Origin of the sequence: Micromonospora sp. NPDC047527, assembly GCF_040643015.1 — a bacterium.
GTDB lineage: Bacteria > Actinomycetota > Actinomycetes > Mycobacteriales > Micromonosporaceae > Micromonospora.
On sequence record NZ_JBEYTK010000001.1, the window covers coordinates 633371 to 652746 of the forward strand.

General features: G+C 72.0%; 17 protein-coding genes. 7 read left to right on the forward strand and 10 right to left on the reverse strand.

The window, feature by feature from the left end; genetic code table 11:
• Positions 1-19 precede the first annotated feature (19 nt).
• From ABZ808_RS02670 to ABZ808_RS02690, 5 genes are read right to left on the reverse strand one after another with little or no spacing between them, the layout of a single operon-like run.
• Positions 20-871, reverse strand: a complete 852-nt coding sequence (locus ABZ808_RS02670) for an alpha/beta fold hydrolase (RefSeq protein ID WP_356999923.1) — start codon at positions 869-871, stop codon at positions 20-22.
• Positions 868-1740 carry an SDR family oxidoreductase gene (locus tag ABZ808_RS02675; protein WP_356999926.1) on the reverse strand — a complete coding sequence of 291 codons (873 nt, stop codon included), beginning with the start codon at positions 1738-1740 and terminating at the stop codon, positions 868-870. Before ABZ808_RS02675 ends, ABZ808_RS02670 begins: the two co-directional genes overlap by 4 nt.
• Positions 1730-3223, reverse strand: a complete 1494-nt coding sequence (locus ABZ808_RS02680; RefSeq protein ID WP_356999929.1) for an NAD(P)/FAD-dependent oxidoreductase — start codon at positions 3221-3223, stop codon at positions 1730-1732. Before ABZ808_RS02680 ends, ABZ808_RS02675 begins: the two co-directional genes overlap by 11 nt.
• Positions 3223-3516 (reverse strand): DUF4873 domain-containing protein, encoded by a 294-nt coding sequence (locus ABZ808_RS02685; RefSeq protein WP_356999933.1) that lies wholly within the window; start codon positions 3514-3516, stop codon positions 3223-3225. The genes ABZ808_RS02680 and ABZ808_RS02685 overlap by 1 nt, the downstream gene beginning before the upstream one ends.
• Positions 3513-4241, reverse strand: a complete 729-nt coding sequence (locus ABZ808_RS02690) for a TetR/AcrR family transcriptional regulator (protein WP_356999935.1) — start codon at positions 4239-4241, stop codon at positions 3513-3515. Before ABZ808_RS02690 ends, ABZ808_RS02685 begins: the two co-directional genes overlap by 4 nt.
• A 48-nt stretch (positions 4242-4289) precedes the next feature.
• On the opposite strand from ABZ808_RS02690, the gene ABZ808_RS02695 reads away from it, so the two are divergent.
• On the forward strand, positions 4290-5180 hold the full coding sequence (locus tag ABZ808_RS02695) for a diiron oxygenase (protein WP_356999938.1): 891 nt from the start codon (positions 4290-4292) through the stop codon (positions 5178-5180).
• A 95-nt stretch (positions 5181-5275) separates the two neighbouring features.
• Here ABZ808_RS02695 and ABZ808_RS02700 read toward each other — a convergent pair whose 3' ends face one another.
• Positions 5276-5827, reverse strand: a complete 552-nt coding sequence (locus ABZ808_RS02700) for a winged helix-turn-helix domain-containing protein (RefSeq protein ID WP_356999941.1) — start codon at positions 5825-5827, stop codon at positions 5276-5278.
• A 331-nt stretch (positions 5828-6158) separates the two neighbouring features.
• On the opposite strand from ABZ808_RS02700, the gene ABZ808_RS02705 reads away from it, so the two are divergent.
• A complete protein-coding gene (locus tag ABZ808_RS02705; protein ID WP_356999943.1) occupies positions 6159-10529 on the forward strand; it encodes a S8 family serine peptidase in 4371 nt (1456 codons plus the stop codon).
• Positions 10530-10603: 74 nt separating this feature from the next.
• On the opposite strand, the gene ABZ808_RS02710 is transcribed toward ABZ808_RS02705, so the two are convergent.
• Entirely contained in the window at positions 10604-11110 is a 507-nt protein-coding gene (locus ABZ808_RS02710) for a winged helix-turn-helix domain-containing protein (RefSeq protein ID WP_356999945.1), read from the reverse strand.
• A gap of 235 nt (positions 11111-11345) precedes the next feature.
• Between ABZ808_RS02710 and ABZ808_RS02715 the strand changes: the two genes are divergently transcribed.
• The 4 genes from ABZ808_RS02715 to ABZ808_RS02730 are packed head-to-tail and all read left to right on the forward strand — an operon-like array spanning position 11346 to position 15007.
• Positions 11346-12338 (forward strand): phosphatase PAP2 family protein, encoded by a 993-nt coding sequence (locus ABZ808_RS02715; protein ID WP_356999948.1) that lies wholly within the window; start codon positions 11346-11348, stop codon positions 12336-12338.
• A gap of 16 nt (positions 12339-12354) precedes the next feature.
• Positions 12355-13044: a response regulator transcription factor gene (locus ABZ808_RS02720; RefSeq protein ID WP_356999951.1), complete on the forward strand. Its 690-nt coding sequence runs from the start codon at positions 12355-12357 to the stop codon at positions 13042-13044.
• The gene (locus ABZ808_RS02725) at positions 13041-14507 is read left to right on the forward strand and encodes an ATP-binding protein (protein ID WP_356999953.1); all 1467 of its coding nucleotides are present in this window, start codon (positions 13041-13043) and stop codon (positions 14505-14507) included. The genes ABZ808_RS02720 and ABZ808_RS02725 overlap by 4 nt, the downstream gene beginning before the upstream one ends.
• Positions 14504-15007: a hypothetical protein gene (locus tag ABZ808_RS02730; RefSeq protein ID WP_356999956.1), complete on the forward strand. Its 504-nt coding sequence runs from the start codon at positions 14504-14506 to the stop codon at positions 15005-15007. Before ABZ808_RS02725 ends, ABZ808_RS02730 begins: the two co-directional genes overlap by 4 nt.
• 16 nt (positions 15008-15023) lie before the next feature.
• On the opposite strand, the gene ABZ808_RS02735 is transcribed toward ABZ808_RS02730, so the two are convergent.
• From ABZ808_RS02735 to ABZ808_RS02745, 3 genes are read right to left on the reverse strand one after another with little or no spacing between them, the layout of a single operon-like run.
• On the reverse strand, positions 15024-16034 hold the full coding sequence (locus ABZ808_RS02735) for a D-alanine--D-alanine ligase family protein (RefSeq protein ID WP_356999959.1): 1011 nt from the start codon (positions 16032-16034) through the stop codon (positions 15024-15026).
• The gene (gene alr, locus ABZ808_RS02740; RefSeq protein WP_356999961.1) at positions 16031-17173 is read right to left on the reverse strand and encodes an alanine racemase; all 1143 of its coding nucleotides are present in this window, start codon (positions 17171-17173) and stop codon (positions 16031-16033) included. The genes ABZ808_RS02735 and alr overlap by 4 nt, the downstream gene beginning before the upstream one ends.
• Positions 17170-18345 carry an acyltransferase gene (locus ABZ808_RS02745; protein ID WP_356999963.1) on the reverse strand — a complete coding sequence of 392 codons (1176 nt, stop codon included), beginning with the start codon at positions 18343-18345 and terminating at the stop codon, positions 17170-17172. The genes alr and ABZ808_RS02745 overlap by 4 nt, the downstream gene beginning before the upstream one ends.
• 148 nt (positions 18346-18493) lie before the next feature.
• Here ABZ808_RS02745 and ABZ808_RS02750 point away from each other — a divergent pair, with 148 nt between their 5' ends.
• Positions 18494-19369, forward strand: coding sequence for an LLM class F420-dependent oxidoreductase (locus tag ABZ808_RS02750; RefSeq protein ID WP_356999965.1), 876 nt, complete (start codon positions 18494-18496; stop codon positions 19367-19369).
• Positions 19370-19376: the final 7 nt, after the last annotated feature.

A 19376-nucleotide genomic window follows, 5' to 3' on the forward strand; every position in this document is an offset into this window, starting at 1 on the left:
TTGCACAGACTGCAAGTTTTTATTCTGTGAAGTGATTTTCCTGACCTGCGCTGCCAGCCGGCGACCGAAGGTCGGTGCGGGGCACGGCGCCGGTGGTCTCCAGGATGAGCGCGGCGACCAGGTCCGGGTCGTCGCTCATCGGCACGTGCCCGCAGCCGGGCAGCGTCACCACCCGGGCCGCCGGCAGCCCGGACCGGGCGCGTTCGGCCTGGTGGACGCCGAAGATACGGTCGCGGTCGCCCCAGCCGATGGTCACCGGCACCGCCGTGTCGGTGAGCCGGACACCGTCGAAGCGGTAGTCGCGGGCGGCTCGGGCCACGGCGGTGAAGCCGAGGCCGCGCCGCAGGGCGAGCGCGTCTCCCAACGCGCGGTCGGCGTCCAGCAGCGTCGGGCGGGCCACCAGCGGCCCGAAGCACATCGTCCGCAGGTACGCCGAGCGCAGCGCGACCCGCATGATCGGCGTGGGCAGGTACGAGTTGACCCGCAACATCCGCAGGATCGCCAGTGCCCGGCGGCACTCGCTCGGTGTGAAGAAGCCGGCGGGGGAGAAGGCGGTGGCCGAGGCGACCGCCCCGCTGGCGGCGAGCTCCAGGCTGATCGCCCCACCGAGGCTGTAACCGGCCACGTGCGGACGCTCCAACCCCCATTCGGTCAGGACCGGCAGCACGGCGGCGACGGTGGCGGCCATGTCGGCGGGCATGCCGGCGGAGGGCATCGGGGAGTTGCCGAATCCGGGCAGGTCCAGCGCGATCACCTCGTGGTGGGCGGCGAGCCGGTCGAAGACCGGCTCCCACGCCTGGTGGCGGTGGCCGATGCCGTGGATGAGCACGAGCGGCTCGCCGCTGCCCCCGCGACGGACGTGAACGCTCACGACCGGTCTCCCACCGACGTCCTGCCGAAGGAGCGCCCGAGCTGGCGTACCTCGTCCTCCATCTGGCCGACCATGGTCCGACCGCCGAAACGGGAGATCAACGCGTCCGAGAAGCCGCTCAGCACCACCGGCCGCAGCGCCTGCACGATGGCCAGCGAACGCGGCACGTACACCTTGCGCTTTCGGCGCTCGATGCCGCGCAGCAGGGCGTCGGCGCACTGCTCGACCGGGACGACGGTGGACAGCGGCCACGGCAGCCGGCGCAGCGTGGTGCGGAACGACGCCAGGTCGTCGCTGATGTCGCGGACCAGGTCGGTGTCGATCCAGATCGGGTGGGCGGTGCCGACGGTGACACCGCGTGCGCGGGTCTCCAGGCGCAGCACGTTGGCGAACTGCTCCACGCCCGCCTTGGACGCGCAGTAGGCGGCCATGCCGGGCATCGCCGCGAAGGCGGCGGCCGACGAGATGATCAGGACGTGCCCCCGGGCGGCGGTGACGTGCGGCAACGCCGCGCTGACCGTGCGGATCGCGCCGCAGAGGTTCACCTCGACGGTACGCACCAACGCGTCGACCGGCCCCACCGCGACGGTGCCCAGGTTCGCGATGCCCGCGTTCGCGACCACCACGTCGATGCCGCCGAAGCGGTCCACGGTGGAGGCCACCGCCTCGTCCAGCGCCGCCTGGTCGGTGACGTCGCACTCGTACCAGTGCGCGTCGAGGTCGGTGCTGAGCTGCTGGAGCAGCTCGCCCTCCAGGCCCACGAGGGCGACCTGTGCGCCCCGGGCGACGGCGTCGCGGGCCATCTGTGCCCCGATGCCGCGCGCCGCTCCGGTGATGAGCAGGGTCCTGCCCGCGAGGTCATACCGCATCGGCGTGCTCCCGTTCCGTTTCGTTGGGGGTGCGGTCAGCCGGAACGACCCGGTGGTCGGCCGGACGGAAGCGGCGCAGCCGCAGCCGGAAGCCGGTGGCGAAGCCCGGCCAGATGGTGGTGTTGCGGCCGGTGGCGTCGAGGTACCAGCTCGAACAGCCGGTCTGCCAGACGGTGCCGGTCATCTTCTGGTCGACCCGTTCGGTCCAGCGTCGTTGCGCCTCGGCGGTGGGCTCGATGGCCGGGATGCCCTTGGCCCGCATGTGGCGCAGCGCGGCGAGCACCAGGCGCAACTGCGCCTCGATCATCAGCACCACGGAGGTGTGCCCGAGCCCGGTGTTCGGGCCGAGCAGGAAGAACAGGTTGGGGAAGCCGTTGATGGTGGTGCCCCGGTACGCGTGCATGCTGGGGGTCCAGGCCTCGCCCAGGTTGCGCCCGCCCCGGCCGTGGATGAGCCGCACGACGGGGGAGTCGGTGACGTGGAAGCCGGTGCCGAGGATGATCGTGTCCGCCCGGTGGTGCACGCCGTCGGCGCTGACCAGGCCGTCCGGCACGATCCGGGTGATGCCGGCGGTGACCACGTCGACGTTCGGCCGGGTGAGCGACGGCCAGTAGTCGTTGGAGATCAGCACCCGCTTGCAGCCCATCGCGTACCGGGGGGTGAGCTTGTCCCGCAGGGCCGGATCGGTGACCTGACGCCGCAGCGTACGCAGGGACAGCCGCGAGGCGAGGCGGTTGACCGCCGGGTGCAGGAAGCCCAGGCCCATGCCCTCGCGGACCAGGTAGAGCCCGGCTCGGGCGGCCCGCTGCGCGCCGGGCAGGGTGCGGAACACGGCCTGCTCGACCCGGCTGATCCGGCGCGAGCGCCTCGGCATGATCCACGCGGGGGAGCGTTGGAACAGCGTCAGCCTCTCGACGGCCGGCTGGATCTCCGGCACGAACTGGACCGCCGACGCGCCGGTGCCGATGACCGCGACACGACGGCCGGTCAGATCGTGGTCGTGCCGCCAGCGCGCGGAGTGGAAGACCGTGCCCGCGAAGTCGTCCATCCCCGGCAGGTCGGGGACGGCGGGGTCGCTGAGCGGGCCGGCCGCGCAGATCAGGACCCGGGCGGTGTGGTCGCCACCGGACGTCCGCAGCAACCAGCGCTGGCGCTGGTCGTCCCAGCGCGCGTCGAGGACCTCGTGGCGCAGCCGCACCTTCGGGCGTATCCCGAGGCGGTCGACGCAGTCGCGCAGATAGGCCCAGATCTCCGGCTGGCTGGAGAAGGTGTTGGACCAGCGGGGGTTGGGGGCGAAGGAGAAGGAGTAGAGGTGCGACGGCACGTCGCAGGCGCAGCCGGGGTAGGTGTTGTCCCGCCACGTGCCGCCGACCTCGTCGCCCCGGTCGAAGACGAGAAAGTCGGTGAAGCCGGCCCGTTGCAGGGCGACGGCGGCACCCAGGCCGCCGAAGCCGGCGCCGACGATGGCGATGTCCGTCTCCATCACTCCTCCGCATCCTCGGGCCCCGGCTCGGCCGGCGGCGGCCAGGGCGGTTCGCCCACTCCGGTGACCCGTACGCCGCCCCACGGGTCGATCTCGGCCAGTCGGGCCGGCCGGGCCCGGCCGGCGATGCGCAGCTCGACGTCGCGCCGGCCGGAGCGCACCAGCCTCGCCACCGTCAGGTCGGGCTCGATCCGCCCACCCCAGTGGTAGCGGCCGTCGACAGGCTCCCACCGCCCACTGAGGTGTGCCCGGACCGGGGTGCCCGCGACGCTCGCCGGGCCGTGGTAGCTCACGGCACGACCCGCTCGTGGGCACGGGTGAGCTCGGGCGGCAGGTCGGCGCTGGCCCGGACCCCCTCGATCCCGCTCCACAGCAGAGCGGTCAGGTAGTCGGTGAGGGCCGCCCGGCTGATCGGCTGGCCGTGCGTGGTCCACCAGTCACCGACCGCCTGCACGAACCCCACCAGGCCGTACGCCCAGGGTTCCGCCGGGCCGGCGTCCAGGCCGAGCGCGCGGAGCCGGTCACCGATCACCCGGGCCAGCCCGGCGGCCACCTGCCGGCTGGTCCCCGCGACGACCTGGTGGATGCCGGGCTGGCCGGACTGGCGCATCAGGAACCGGTAGAGGGTGGGCTGTGACTCGATCACGCCGAGGTACGCGTCGATCGTCGCCCGCACGAGGTCACGCTCCTCGCGGACCTGGTCGATCGCGGGCGCGATGGCGTCGACGACCCGGGCCGCCACCACCTCGCTCACCGCGACCCAGAGCTGCGACTTGTCGGCGAAGTAGCGGTAGAGGACCGGCTTGCTGACGCCCGCGGTGGCGGCCACCTGGTCCATGTCGACGTCCGGGCCGTGCCGCAGCAGGGCCTGCACGGCGGCGCCGATCAGTGCGTGTCTGCGCTGCTCACGGTGGTCGGCCCAGCGATCCCGACGGCCGTTGCCCTTGGTCTTCGGGTCGCTGTCAGTGGCCGCGGTCGGCGGGTCGGATCCATTGACATCCTTGCGCGGCGATTGCATGCTACTACTCGTAACAGTTACCGGTCGTCACGTCAATATGGAGGGACCATGGAGGCGACGGAACCCGAGGGTACGGCGGTCGCCGAGCGACTGCTCACGTCGTCGCTGCGGACCAGCTACGACCCCGTTGTCGAGATCGACTGGGACGCGCCGCACACCCCGGGCGCCTACTGGCTCCCGCCGCACCGCAGCAGCCTCTACGGCACTCCACTCTGGTCGGGTCTGAGCGAGGAGCAGCGTGTCGAGCTCACCAAACACGAGGTGGCCAGCGCCGCCAGCGCCGGGCTGTGGTTCGAGACGATCCTCATGCAGATGCTGATCCGGCAGTACTACGACGACGACCCCACCAGCCGGCACGCCCAGTACGCGCTGACCGAGGTCGCCGACGAGTGCCGGCACTCGATCATGTTCGGTCGGCTGATCGAGGCGACGGGCTGCCCCGTCTACCGAGCGAGCCCGGTCGACCACTGGCTCGGCCGGTTCCTCAAGGCCACCGCCAGCGGCCCCCGGATGTACGCCGCGATCCTCATCGCCGAGGAGATCCTCGACGCGTTCCAGCGCGAGATCATGGCGGACGAGTCGCTCCAACCGCTGATCCGGATGGTCTCGCGCATCCACGTGGTGGAGGAGGCGCGACACGTCCGGTTCGCCCGCGACGAGTTGGTCCGCCAGGTCGCGGCAGCCGGCCCGGTCGGCATGGCGTACGCCCGGCTGTTGATCGGACGCGCCGCCTACACGATCGCCAACCGCCTGGTCCACCCGGACGCCTACGCGGCGGTGGGCATCGCGCCCCAGGTGGGCCGGGCGGCCGCCCGCGCCAACCCGCACTGGCGGGCCACCCTGCGCTGGTCGGCGGCCCGGGTGCACGACCACCTCGCGGACGCCGGCCTGGTGGCCGGGCCGGGTCGGCTGCTGTGGGCCCGCGCCGGGCTGATCTGACGGCCGGCTCGGCGCCACTGTCGTCGGTCGACCACCTCGCGTGGCGCGACGGTCGGATCAGGCGGCGCTGATCAACTGCCCACATCAGGCAGGCGTCAGGCGCGCCCGATCCGGGGCTCCTGCCGGTCGGTGAGCAGCAGGCCGACGCCCCGCACCGCCTCGATCGTGGCAGCGGTGCCGAGGTCGAGCAGCTTGCGCCGCAGGCGCTTCACGAGGGACTGCACGTCGGCCTTACGCTCGCGCCCCTCGTCATGCCAGACCGACCGGTGCAGCTCGGCGTAGCTCCACACCCGGACCGGCTCGGTGGTCAGGCAGGTGAGCAGGTCGCGTTCCAACCGGGTGAGGTCGACCTCGCGGGTCCCGTACCGTGCGGTGGACCGGGCCGAGTCGATGACCAGGGCGAAGTCGGCCACCACGGCGGGCGTCGGCCCGGCCGGTGACTCATCGGGCGGTTCGGCCGGCTGCGGTGGCCCGATCAGCCGGCGCAGCTCGTCGAGGTCGGCCACCAGCAGCAGCGGCGCGATGCCCTCGAGACGTTCCGCGAGCCGGATCCGCTCGGTCGCCGACGGGGTCACCGCGATCAGGAGTGGGAACGGCTCGTCAGTCGGAGCAGCCCCGCCCACCGCAGCTTCGTCGTCCTCGGCCACCACACCCGCCCGGGATAGATGGGCATTCCTGCCCAGCTCTCGTCATGGTCCTGACAGTGATTGGCAAGCGCGTCGCCACCAGGGCAACCGTTAGCGACAAGTTGCTCACAGCAAGTTCTTGATCGTCCTTTCCTCTCGATCATAGTGTCCACTCGGGCAACCGGCGTGACCCGCGCGGTGCATGGAGGGGCATGAAGGGGTTCGTCCGCTCGGCTCAACGGCGGCGAACCAACCGCACCCTCACCATGGCCCATTACACCCCTGGGTCGTTCTGAGGGAGGCAGCACCGATGTTCAGACGTCCACAATGGAGGCGCACAGCCAGATCACTGGTGAGCGCCGGAGCGGCGATGATCCTCGCCGCCACAGGCCTGGCCACCATCGGCTCCAGCGCCCAGGCGGCGCCCGGCCAGATGGGGTCGGGCACCGCCGCGGGCGACAAGATCCGACCGGAACTCGCCAAGCAACTCCAGGCCAAGAACGCAGGGGACTTCTGGATCCGGTTCAAGGACCGGGCGGACCTGAGCAAGGTCAGCACCATCAAGGACTGGACGAAGCGCGGCGCGGCGGTGGCCGAGACGCTGCGCAAGACCGCCGCCGAGAGCCAGGGCAAGATCCGGGCCGAACTCGACAGCTCGGGCGCCAAGTACGAGACCTTCTGGGCCACCAACGCCATCAAGGTGAACAGCGGTACGCTCGCCATGGCGCAGAAGTTCGCCGCACACTCGGAGGTCGAGGGCCTCTACGCCCCGGTCGCGTACGAGGTGCCGGAGACCATCAAGGGCGCCGACGAGAAGACCGTCAACGCGCTCGAGTGGGGCATCGCCAACATCAACGCCGACGACGTCTGGTCCCAGTACGGCGTCACCGGCGAGGGCATCACCATCGCCAACATCGACACCGGCGTGCAGTTCGACCACCCCGCGCTGGTGAACTCCTACCGCGGCAACAACGGCGACGGCACGTTCGACCACAACTACAACTGGTTCAACGCCGCCGGCACCTGCTCGGCTGCGCCCTGTGACAACGATGGCCACGGTACGCACACCATGGGCACCATGGCCGGCTCCGCCGGCGCGAACCAGATCGGTGTCGCACCCGGGGTCAAGTGGATCGCCGCGAACGGCTGCTGCCCCAGCGACGCCGCCCTGATCGAATCCGGTCAGTGGATGCTCGAACCGACTGACCTGAACGGCCAGAACCCGGACGCCAGCAAGCGGCCGAACATCATCAACAACTCCTGGGGCACCCGGCTGCCGTCGAACGAGCCCTTCATGGAGGACGTGACGCTGGCCTGGACCGCGTCGGGCATCTTCGGTGTCTGGTCCAACGGCAACAGCGGACCGGCCTGCCAGACCAGCGGCTCGCCGGGCAGCCTCGCCAGCAACTACTCGACCGGCGCGTACGACGTCAACAACAACGTCGCGGGCTTCTCGGCCCGTGGCGCCGGGCAGAACGGTGAGATCAAGCCCAACATCTCCGCGCCGGGCGTGAACATCCGGTCGAGCATCCCGGGCAGCACGTACGGCAGCATCAGCGGCACCTCGATGGCAGCCCCGCACCTCGCGGGCGCTATCGCGTTGCTCTACTCGGCCGCGCCGTCGCTCGTCGGTGACGTCAACGCGACCCGTACCCTGCTCAACGGCGCCGCCATCGACAAGGCCGACAGCCAGTGCGGTGGCACCGCGGCGGACAACAACGTCTACGGCGAGGGCCGGCTGGACGCCCTCGCGCTGCTCAACGCCGCACCGACCGGCGACGTCGGCACCCTCGCCGGCACGGTCACCGACGCCGCCACCGGCACCCCGATCGCCGGCGCGACCCTGACGCTCACCGGCCCCACCGCACGCGAGGTGACCACCGGGGCCGACGGGACGTACTCGACCCAACTCCCGGTCGGTGACTACCAGGTCGCCGTGTCCGCCTTCGGTTACGGCACCACCACGAAGTCGGCGACCGTCACCAACCGCGCCACCACGACGCTCGACGTCGCACTGACGGCGGTGGCGAGCGTCAACATCACCGGCGCGGTCACCGACGGCTCCGGGCACGGCTGGCCGTTGTACGCCAAGGTGACCGTGACCGGCCTGTCGGGCGTCTACGACTACACCACGCCGTCCAACGGTCGCTACACCATCAAGCTGCCGGCCGGGCAGACCTACACCCTGAAGTACGAGCCGCAGTACCCGGGCTACCAGACGGTCACCAAGACGGTCGTGGTCGGCACCCGCAACGTGACCACCAACGTCGCGGTGCCGGTGGACACCACCAGGTGCACGACGGCGCCCGGCTACGAGTTCGGGGCGGACGGCGAGTACGAGACCTTCGACGGCACGACCACGCCGGCCGGCTGGACCGTGGTGGACAACGCGGGCAGCGGCCAGGTCTGGAAGTTCACCGACGACGGCAGGCGAGGCAACCTGACCGGCGGCACCGGCAACTTCGCGATGATCGACAGTGACGCGTACGGCGCGGGCAACAGCCAGGACACCTCGCTGGTCAGCCCGGTTGTCGACCTGACCGGCGTCACCGCCCCGTTCATCCGGTTCAACCAGGACTTCAACCAGTTGGACCAGGACACCGCCGACGTCGACCTCAGCATCGACGGTGGCACCACCTGGACGAACGTGCTCCGCCAGGAGACCGACGTCCGTGGGCCGAGGGTCACCGAGGTCCCGATCCCGCAGGCCGCCGGCAAGGCGCAGGTCCAGGTGCGGTTCCGCTACTACGACGCCTCCTACGAGTGGTGGTGGGAGGTCGACAACGTCCTGATCGGCAGCCAGGTCACCTGTGTGCCGGTCGACGGCGGTCTGGTCGTCGGCAACGTCCGCGACAAGAACGACGACAGCTACATCAACGGCGCGACCGTCACCAGCAGCGACCGGCCCAGCGAGAAGGCCGTCACCGTGGCGACCCCGGACGACCCGGGGCTGGCCGACGGCTTCTACTGGATTTACTCGACGCTGACCGGCACGCACAAGTTCACCGCGACGGCCGGCAACTACGCCAGCCAGAGCAAGCAGATCGACGTCGAGCCCGACTGGGCGACCGCCACGAACTTCGCCCTCGCGGCGGGCCAACTGTCGGTGACACCCACCCAGTTGAGCGCGACGCTCCAGATGCCCGGAGGCAAGACCAACAAGACGTTCACGGTGACCAACACCGGCGGCGCGCCCGTCGCGGTCGGCTTCAGTGAGCGTGACAACGGCTTCGAGCTCCTGCGGGCGGACGGCTCCCGGGTGACCCGGCAGCAGGTGCTCGGTGCCGCCGGTGCGCCGGAGCAGCGGCTCTCCGTCCCGACGTCGTTCGCCGCCAAGGCGTCCGGCATGGCGCCGACGGTGGCTTCCCCCGCGGTCGGCCCGCAGGCCGCGCCGTGGACGGACATCGCCGACTACCCGGCCAACATCATGGACAACCGGGTGGTGACCCTGGACGGCAAGGTGTACTCGATCGGCGGTGGTGACGGCAGCGCCTCCACCACGAAGAACTACGCCTACGACCCGACCGCGCAGACCTGGACGGCGATCGCCGATCTTCCGGGCGCGCGCAACGCCCTGACGGTGGGCGTCGTGGACGGGAAGATCATCGCCTCGGGTGGTTGGGGTGACAACGGCCCGGACGCGGCCACCTGGTCCTACGACCCGGCGGCCAACACCTGGACGGCACGGGCCGCCAACCCGGCGCCGCGGGCCGCGGCCGGGCAGGCGGTCGTCGACGGCAAGCTGTACGCCATCGGTGGCTGCACCACCGCGGGCTGCCTGCCGATGTCGAACAGCGTCGTCCGGTACGACCCGGCCAGCAACGCCTGGGAGACGCTGGCCAACTACCCGAAGTCGGTGGCGTTCGCCTCCTGCGGCGGGATCGACGGGATCGTCTACTGCACCGGCGGTAACGACGGGTCCGTCGCGCAGAAGGCCAGCTACGCCTTCGACCCGGGTGCCAACACCTGGACCGCCATCGCTGACGCGCCGGCCGACAACTGGGCCAGCTCGTACGCGGTGGCCAGCGGCAAGCTCCTCGTGGTGGGCGGTTCGCAGGGTGGGGCCATCAGCAACGCCGGCTTCGCCTTCGACCCGGCCACCAGCTCGTGGTCCAACCTGCCGAACGCCAACACCGCCCGGTACCGGGGTGGCGCGGCGTGTGGCTTCTACAAGGTCGGCGGCTCGTCGGGCAGCTTCAACGCCGCTGCCGACAGCGAGGTGCTGCCGGGCTTCGAGGGCTGCGCCGAGGCGGCGGCCGACGTCAGCTGGATGACGATCGACAAGTCGTCGGTCACCCTCGCGCCGGGTGCGAAGGTCACGGTCACCGTCGGGATGACGGCGAACGTGGACCAGCCGGGCACCTACTCCGGCGCGGTAGCGATCAAGGAGAACACGCCGTACTCGGTGGCACCGGTCGAGGTGACCATGACGGCGACGCCCCCGAAGACCTGGGGCAAGCTGATGGGTACGGTGACCGGCACCAGCTGCCAGGGTGCGACCTCGCCGATCTCCGGCGCGGTGGTCCAGGTCGACTCGTGGGCGATGTCGTTCACGTTCGCGACCGACACCGCCGGCAAGTACGCCTACTGGATGGACCGTCGCAACAACCCGCTCACGATGATCGTCGCCAAGGACGGCTGGAAGCCCCAGACCCGTCAGGCGAGGATCGACACCACCACTCCCACGGTGGAGAACTTCGGGTTGTCTCCCATCCGGTGCTGACGCCTGAGCGGTAGTACACAGATCCGGCCCGCCTGGTCACCGACCAGGCGGGCCGGACCCGTTCCGGCGGCGCCTCAGACGGTGGCGAGCCGGAAGCCGACCCCGCGGACCGCGTCGATCGTGGCCGCGGCGTCGAGCCGGGCGAGCTTGCGGCGGACCCGCCGCACGACCGAGTGCATGTCGGACCCCCGGCCGAGGTGCCGGTTGCCCCAGACCTCAAGGTGCAGTCGCTCGTAGGTCCAGACCTGCCCGGGCGCGTCGACCAGGCAGAGCAGGACGTCGTGCTCCAGCCGGGTCAGGTCGATCTCCTGGTCACGCCAGCGCAGGACCCGACGGTCGGAGTCGACGGCCAGGTCGGGCGGAGGCGGCTGCGCAGCCGGCACCACCTCGGCGCGGACAGCCTGTGCCGGCAGCGCGGCGACCGGTGGCATCTCGACCACCCCGAGAAACTCCCGCGCCTGGTCGACGTTCGAGACGATCAGAAAGGCGTCGCTCCCACCGAGCAGCCGGGCCAGCTGCCGGCGCTCGGCCGGCGACGACGCGATGCCGATGACCAGCGAGGCGACCGGAACGTGTTGCATTGCCCCACCCCTTCCGGGTCCCCACAAACACTCCGGATGGTTTCGTGCCGCCGACCAGAGCATCGATCGGCATCTTGACCTTAGTGGCGACGAGTCTCGGCTGGGTAAAACATAGTTGCATGTAAGCATGTGAATCCCGTTCGGGTCGTATCTCTCCGGGCGGTGCCGGCGGTTGTGACAGAACCAAGACACAGCACGGACGGAGCACGGACCTGCCGGGCGGACGATGGCCGGCATGTCCCTTCGATCGTCGTACCCCGTCGGCCGGTCGTCGGTCGCCTCCACGCTGCCGCCGCCGACCGGTGTCGTGCGACAGGTGCCGTCCGGCCGCGTGGCCGCGCCCCTGGGCCCGCGGCTGCTCGGGGCGGCCGTGTGCTTCCTGGTCGCGCTGGGTCTGACCGGCGTGCTGTTCGTGTGGACGTACCCCGGTCAGTGGGTGGACGGCCTGCTCCTGCCGCGCGCCGAGCGGGGTGGGGGTTACGAGCAGCAGACCGACCTGGTCGGGCCGGCGAAGGCCGTGCTGGCGACCTTCGGCGACCGGACGCTGCTGGCCGCGCTGCTCGGCGGGCTGCTGCTGGTGGGCCTGCTCGGTCGGCGTCTGCTGGCCGGCGTCGTGGGTGCCGCCATGGTGCTCGGCGCGGCCGTGGCGGCCGGCGCGGCGAAGTCGGCGCTGCCCCGCCCGGATCTGGCGATCCAGAGCTCGACCACCCACAACAGCTTCCCCAGCGGTCATGTCGCGGTCGCGGCGGCCCTGCTGTTGGCGTACATGCTGGTCCTGCCCGGATGGGCCCGACGGTGGCTGGCGCTGCCGGGCGCGGCTGGCGTCTCGGTGATCGGCGCGGCCACCATGATCGCGGGCTGGCACCGCTTCAGCGATGTGCTCGGCGGCGTCCTGCTGAGCGCGACGCTGTTCTGCCTGGCCGCAGCCACCCTCGCGGGCAGGCCGGGCGGCGGCGCACCCCGCTCGCCTGGCCGGCTGGACGGCGGCGGCGTCGGGCGCCGGTTGGCCGAGGGCCTGGTGGGGCTGGTCGTCCTCGTCTGGGCGTCGATGGCGGTGGCGCCCGATCTGGCCGCTTCGGTGCGGCGGGGCCCGTTGTTGGCCATCGTGGCGGCGGCCGGGCTGACGATGCTCGCGGTGGGCGTGGCGGTGTTTCTGGTGCGGTCGGCGGATTTCGCGGCACCGGCGGGGCACAGAACGACGCCGACGAAAGGCGACGTATATCCGTGATGGGATACTTGGTGGCATGTCCCAGGTCCTGCTGATCGAAGATCACCAGACGGTCCGCGACGGGTTGCAGTTGGCGCTGACCCGACAGGGCCACACGGTGGACGCCGTGGCGACCGGTGAGCAGGGGCTGCAACGGCTGCGCGAGGCCGAGGTCGTGGTCCTCGATCTCATGCTGCCCGGCATGGACGGGTTCGAGGTCTGTCGCCGGATCCGCCAGCTCGGCGACCTGCCGATCATCATGCTCACCGCCCGCAACGACGACATGGACGTGGTGGCGGGTCTGGAGGCCGGTGCCGACGACTACGTGGTCAAGCCGGTGCAGCCCCGGGTACTGGAGGCCCGCATCCGCGCGGTGCTGCGCCGGACGGCGGTCGAACCGCGGCGCGCCGACAGCGAACGGCCCGGCCTGCGTCAGCACGGCTCGCTGACCATCGACCGGGCCGCGCTGGTGGTCAGCAAGGACGGCACGCCGGTCAGCCTGGCCCCGACGGAGCTGCGCCTGCTGCTCGAACTGTCCCACACCCCGGGGCAGGTGCTCAGCCGCCAGCAGTTGCTGGAGGCCGTGTGGGAGCACGGCTACCTCGGCGACTCGCGCCTGGTGGACGCCTGCGTGCAGCGGCTGCGCGCCAAGATCGAGGACGAGCCGTCGGCCCCGGTCTTCATCCAGACGGTCCGCGGGTTCGGCTACCGGTTCGGGCCGTTGTGACACGGTGGCGCTGGGCCGGCACCAGGGCTTCGGGCCTGCGGCTCCGGCTGGTCCTGGCGTTCGCCCTGCTGGGCGTCACCACCACGGCGGTGGTGGCCAGCGTGAGCTACGTCCAGGCCCGCACCGTGATCCTCCAGCTGGCGCAGGATGCCGAGGTGGCGTCGCTGACCGACCAGATCGCGAAGCTGTACCCGGTCGTCAACCTGCCACCCACCCAGGAGGACCTCGACCTGATGGCGCAGCGCCTCTCCGACCGGGACGGGTACGCGGTGGTGCGGTATCGGGATCTGCGGGGCCAGGGCGCCCAGGTGCGCGCACCCCTCACCCCGGAGGTGCAGGCGGCGGTCGCCGATGGTCGCATCGCCTGGCAACGTGTGAGCCGGGACGGGGTGCCCACGCTGCTCATCGGCACCCAGCTGAGGATCGAACGCCCGGACGGCAGCTCCGTGCCGTCCGGGCTGGAGGTCTACTCGGTGCGCAGCCTCGCCTCCGAGCAGCGGAGCATCGACCGGCTCGCCACCTACGCGTGGCTGACCGGCGGGCTATCCCTGATCCTCGCGGTCCTGCTGGCCCTGCTGGCCGCTCGGGGCGTGCTGCGGCCGGTACGCGAGCTGGGTCAGGCGGCCCGCCGGCTCGGCGAGGGCGACCTGTCCACCCGGCTGACCGTCCGTGGCGTGGACGAGCTGGCCGACGTGGCGCGGACCTTCAACGACACCGCCGGGAGACTGGAGCGGCAGGTCGGTGAGCTGCGGCGGATGGAGGCCGACGCCCGGCGCTTCGTCGCCGACGTGTCACACGAACTCCGCACGCCGCTGGCCGCGATGACGGCGGTCACCGACGTGCTCGACGAGGAGGCGGACCGGCTGCCGGGGGACGCCGGCCGGGCCGCCCGGCTGGTCAGTCAGGAGACGCAGAGCCTCACCCAACTGGTCAACGACCTCATCGAGGTCAGCAGGTTCGACTCGGGAACGGCGCGGCTCGCCCTCGACGACATCGACGTCGCCGCGGCGGTCACCGCGACCCTGCGGGTGCGGGGCTGGGCCGAGCGGGTGCGGACGGAACTGCCACCGGGTGTGGTCGCCCGGCTCGACCCCCGCCGGCTCGACGTCATCGTCGCCAACCTGGTCGGAAACGCCTTCCGGCACGGCGCCGAGCCGGTGTCGGTACGCCTGAGCGCCGAGGAGGACTGGATCACCATCGAGGTCAGCGACCACGGGCCGGGATTGGACCAGCAGGTGCTGCCGCACGTCTTCGACCGCTTCTACAAGGCCGACACCGCGCGGACCCGCTCCGAGGGCAGCGGTCTCGGCCTCGCCATCGCCTGGGAGAACGCACGGCTGCACCGGCGCGCCGGGCAGTCCGGACGTCTCGTCGCGGGCAACGCGCCGACCGGCGGCGCGGTGTTCACGCTCCGCCTGCCCCGCCTGGCGTCGGACACGGCGGACGAGGCAGGCGTACGGTGAGCGGCCGTCGAGCGCTGCTGGTCGCGGTGGGGCTCCTGTTCGCGCTGCTCGCCACGGGCTGCGGCGTCCGGCCCAGCGAGGTCATCAACGGCCGCCCCGCGGTGACCGGCCCGTCCGAGGGCACCGGGATCTACCTGATCGCGGATGGGCAGGTCGCCTTGGTGATCCGGCAGACGAAGACGCCGTCGCCGCCGCTGTCGCCGGCCGCGACGCTCGCCCTGCTCGCCAAGGGGGCCAGCGAGACCGAGCGGAGTGCGGGGCTCACCAGCGAGGTGCCGGCCGACCTCGTTCCGGCCGACGTGGGGCCGACAGTCGACGGACCCGGCGTCACGGTGACGGTGGCGGGTGCCGTGTTGCCGCTGTCGCCGCTCGCCGCCGACCAACTCGTCTGCACCGTGGCCGATGCCGTGGCACGCACCGCCCAGGGGACGAGTTTCGCCCCGGTCACCCTGGTCGGGCCGGACGGCACCCGCCCGGCCCGGACCTGCCCGCTGGCGTGACCGGGGCGATGGCCGCTCACACCAGGCCGACCGCCCGGGGCATCCCGCCGAACGAGCGCTGGCCCGCATCGGCCAGCGCGCCGTCGATCAGGATGTCGAGCAGGGCGGGGAACGCGATGCCGGCCCGCCGCCAGATCTGCGGGAACTGCGACGCGGCAGTGAAACCGGGGAAGGTGTTGACCTCGTTCACGATCGGCTCCGCGCCCTCGCCGGGAAGGAAGAAGTCGACCCGCAGCAGCCCCCGACAGTCGAGGGCGTCGAAGGCGCGGATCGCACGGTCCTGGAGCGCCTCGGTGGTGGCGGCGTCGAGCGGGGCGGGGATCTCGAAGACCGCCCCACCGTCGTACTTCGCGTCGTAGTCGAAGAAGCCGGCGCCGGCCACCCGGATCTCCAGGGGCGGCCCGGCCTGCACCCGACCGTCGGGGTGCTGGAGGACGGCCACGTCGATCTCCCGACCACGCGCGCCCTGCTCGACGAGCACCTTCGGGTCGAGCGCGCGGGCCCGCTCCAGCGCGTCCGGTAGGTCCGCCCAGTCCGTCACCTTGACGACGCCGAGGCTGGACCCGGCCCGCGCGGGTTTGACGAAGACCGGCAGGCCCAGGCGCCGCCGGTCGGCCGGCGACAGGTCCTCCCCGGATCGCAGGGTCACCCCGGGGCTGACCCGCAGGCCCTCCGCGGCGAGGAGCCGCTTGGTGACGCCCTTGTCCATGCCCGCCGCGCTGGCGAAGACCCCGTTGCCCACGTATGGCACGCCGAGCCACTCCAGCAGCGACGCGACAGTGCCGTCCTCGCCGTACGGGCCGTGCAGGGCCGGGAACACCACGTCCTGGGCGCGTACCACCCGCAGTGCCTGGGGCAGCGGCATCGGCTGGCCGTCGACGTGCCACTCGCCGTCGGTGTCGATGAGCACCTCGGTGACCTGGTACCGCTCGCGGTCCAGCGCGGCCAGGATGCTCTCGCCCGATCGGCGCGACACCGCGTGCTCGCCGCTCCGCCCGCCGTACAGCACTGCCAGTCGTGTGGTCATGAGACGTCCGTCCTTTCGTGGAGGTGGTCGCGGCCCACCCGGGCCCCGATGCCGGTCAAGATCTCGTGCGGGTTGGTGCCGGCCCACCGCGCCCACTCGGTGACGGTCGGCGCGGCTGTGCCGTCCCCGCCGGGGCCGAACACGACGACCGGATCCCCGATCGCCACGGGCGCCTCGCCGACGTCGACCACGCACTGGTCCATGGCGATGCGCCCGACGACCGGGCGGCGTCGACCGCCGAGCCATACCTCGGCGCGGCCCTCGGTGGCCCGGGGAAGGCCGTCGGCGTAACCGAGCGGCAGCAGCGCCAACGTCGTCGGCCGCTCGGTCACGTACTCCGGGCCGTAGGACACGCCGGTGCCGGTGGGCACCCGCTTCAGGTTGATCACGGTGGTCCGCAGCGTCATGGCGGGCCGCAGCCCGAACGCGCCTGGCCCGTCCGCGCCGAACGGGTCCACGCCGTAGAGGGCGAGCCCGATCCGGCAGAGGTCGAAGCGGGTCCGGGGCGCCGACAGGGCCGCGGCCGAGTTGGCCAGGTGCACGAGGTCGGGGGAGAGGCCGGCGTGCCGGGCGACCCGCAGTGCCTCCTCGAACATCGCCACCTGGTGGGGCAGGCCGGGGCTGCCCGGCACGTCCGCGTCGGCCAGGTGGGACCACACACCGCGAACCCGGACCCCGCCCTCCACCTCGTACTTGCGGGCCCACGCCACCAGGTCGGGCCAGTCGTCGCCGCTGGCCCCGTTGCGGGACAACCCGGTGTCGACCTTGAGCTGCACCGTCGCGGGCAGGCCGACCCGGTGGGCCGCGTCGACGATCGCGTGCAGATGGGTGGTCGTCGACACGCCGACGTCGACGCCCGCGCTGATCAACGCGGCGAAGTCGTCGTCCGGGCGGTGCAGCCAGCTCAGCGTGGGCGCGGTGATGCCCGCGCCGCGCAGGGCCAGCGCCTCGGCGGCCGAGGTCACACCCAACCAGCCGGCGCTGGCGTTCAGCGCGGCCCGCGCGACCGGCACCGCACCGTGGCCGAACCCGTCCGCCTTCACCACGGCCATCACGTCGGTGCCGGTGGTCGCCGCGACCGCCCGCACGTTGTCGGCGATCGCCCCGAGGTCGACCACCGCCTCGGCCAACGCGCTCATCGGGCGGCCCCCGGACGGGCCCCTCGCGGGGCCGCCGCCCGGCGGGGTCCGGGGAGCGCGAACAGCCAGCCGGCGCGCACCGCCAGCAGCCCGCGGTGGACGGCCAGGCTCAGGCCGATGATGAGCCCGGTCAGCAGGATCGGATAGCCGAGCACCACCAGGCCCTGACCGGCCGGGTCCAGCCCTGAGACCGGGCCGAGCAGCACATGGTGCAGCAGTGCCAGGACGGGCATGTGAATGACGTAGATGGGCAGGGTGATGCGCCCGAGGGTGGCCAGCCGGTCGCTCAGCGCACGCCATCGGCACAACCGGGCGGCGGCGGTGATGCCGAAGGCCACCGCCACGACGGAGACCACCGGCCACACGCCGAACCACCGCTGCGCGCCGGCCGCCGCCATCGCGGCGAGCGCGACGGCGTACGCGCCCGAGGTCAGCGCGAGGCGGCGCCGGGTGGCGGTCGCCGCCCACCGTTCGATCTGCGGGCGCAGGTGCAGGCCGGCGAGGAAGAAGACCAGGTTCTGGTAGAGGCCGGCACGGTTGCCCGGGGTGTCGAGCAGGCCGGCCGCGGCGACGGCCGACAACACCGCCGCGGGTACGAGCACCAGCACCCGGGGCGCCCGCCGGAGCACCTTGGCGAGCGTGAAGTAGAGCGCCAGGGCGTACAGGTACCACAGGTTGGACGGGGTGATCGTGAGCTGTTCCAGGAGTTTGAGGGCGGACGTGGCACGGTCGGTCGGGAGGTCCGGCGTCGCCGCGAGGACCGCGGTGTGGATCAGCAGCCAGAGGGCGTACAGGTAGAGGAACCCGGCGATGCGGGTACGGGCGACGGTCCGCCAGGGCCGCCCGACGGCGTTCGCCGCGAAGACGCCGGAGATGGTGAAGAACAGGGGCATCCGCAGCGGCAGGAACTGCTCGCCGAGCGCACCCCACAGACCCGGCACGGGTACGCCGAGGTGCCAGTCGATCTGCAGGTAGTCCTTGACGACGACGTGCCACAGGACGACGAGGATGATGCAGACGCCCTTCGCCGCGTCGGCCCACTGCGCCCGACCGGACCCGGCGGGGACGGGTCCGGCGAGAGCCCAGGGCCTCCGGTGGCGGGACCGGGCGCGCGGCGCGTCGGGCTGGTGCTCGGCGGGCCGGGAGACGGTGGATGTGGGCGGTTGGATCACCTACCAGAAGTTGCCAGCGGGATATCCGCAGGTGATCCACGAAATGTCATGAACCGGTAATGGACGTCGCCGGACCCGGCTCGCGGGCACCGTCGACAGCCATGCCGGTGACGCCGTGGGCCACTAGGCTCGTTCCGGAGGTGCCGAGATGAATCTTGGTCTGCACTACTGGAGTTTCTCGACCCCGGCCGCGCCGGCCACGATCGCGCCGACGCTGGCGGAGGCGGCCGTCGCCGCCGAGCAGGCCGGCGTCGCCTCGTTCACCGTGATGGACCACTTCTTCCAGATGGACGCGGTGGCTCCGGCCGAGGAGCCGATGCTGGAGGCGTACACGACGCTTGGCTACGTCGCGGCGAAGACCCAACGAATGACGCTGGGCGTGTTGGTCACCGGCGTGATGTACCGGTACCCGGGTCTGCTCGCCAAGACGGTGACGACCCTCGACGTGCTCTCCGGCGGTCGCGCCCGCCTCGGCATCGGGGCGTCCTGGTACGAGCGGGAGCAGCGCGGCCTCGGTGTGCCCGTGGTGCCGGTGGCGGAGCGGTTCGAGCGGCTGGAGGAGACGCTGCGCATCTGCCTGCAGATGTGGAGCGACGACAACGGGCCGTTCGAGGGGCGGCACTACCAGCTCGCCGAGACGATCAACTCGCCGCAGGCGTTGAGCCGTCCCCGCCCGCCCATCATGATCGGCGGTGGCGGCGAGAAGAAGACCCTGCGCCTGGTGGCCCGGTACGCCGACGCCTGCAACCTGTTCGGCACGGCCGACGGCGCCGGGGAGGTGGCGCGCAAGCTGGACGTGCTGCGTGAGCACTGTGCCGCCGAGGGCCGCGACTACGACAGCATCGTCAAGACGGTGGTCGCCCACCGGCCACCGTTGGACGACGTCGACGCGTTCCTCGCCGAGGTTGCCGACTACGCCGCGCTCGGCGTCACCGAGGTGCAGGTCACGCCGGCCGGGCACCCGGTGGAGTTCGCCCAGCGGCTCGGCGACGAGGTGCTGCCCCGGCTGGCCAACATCGGCTGATCCGGCA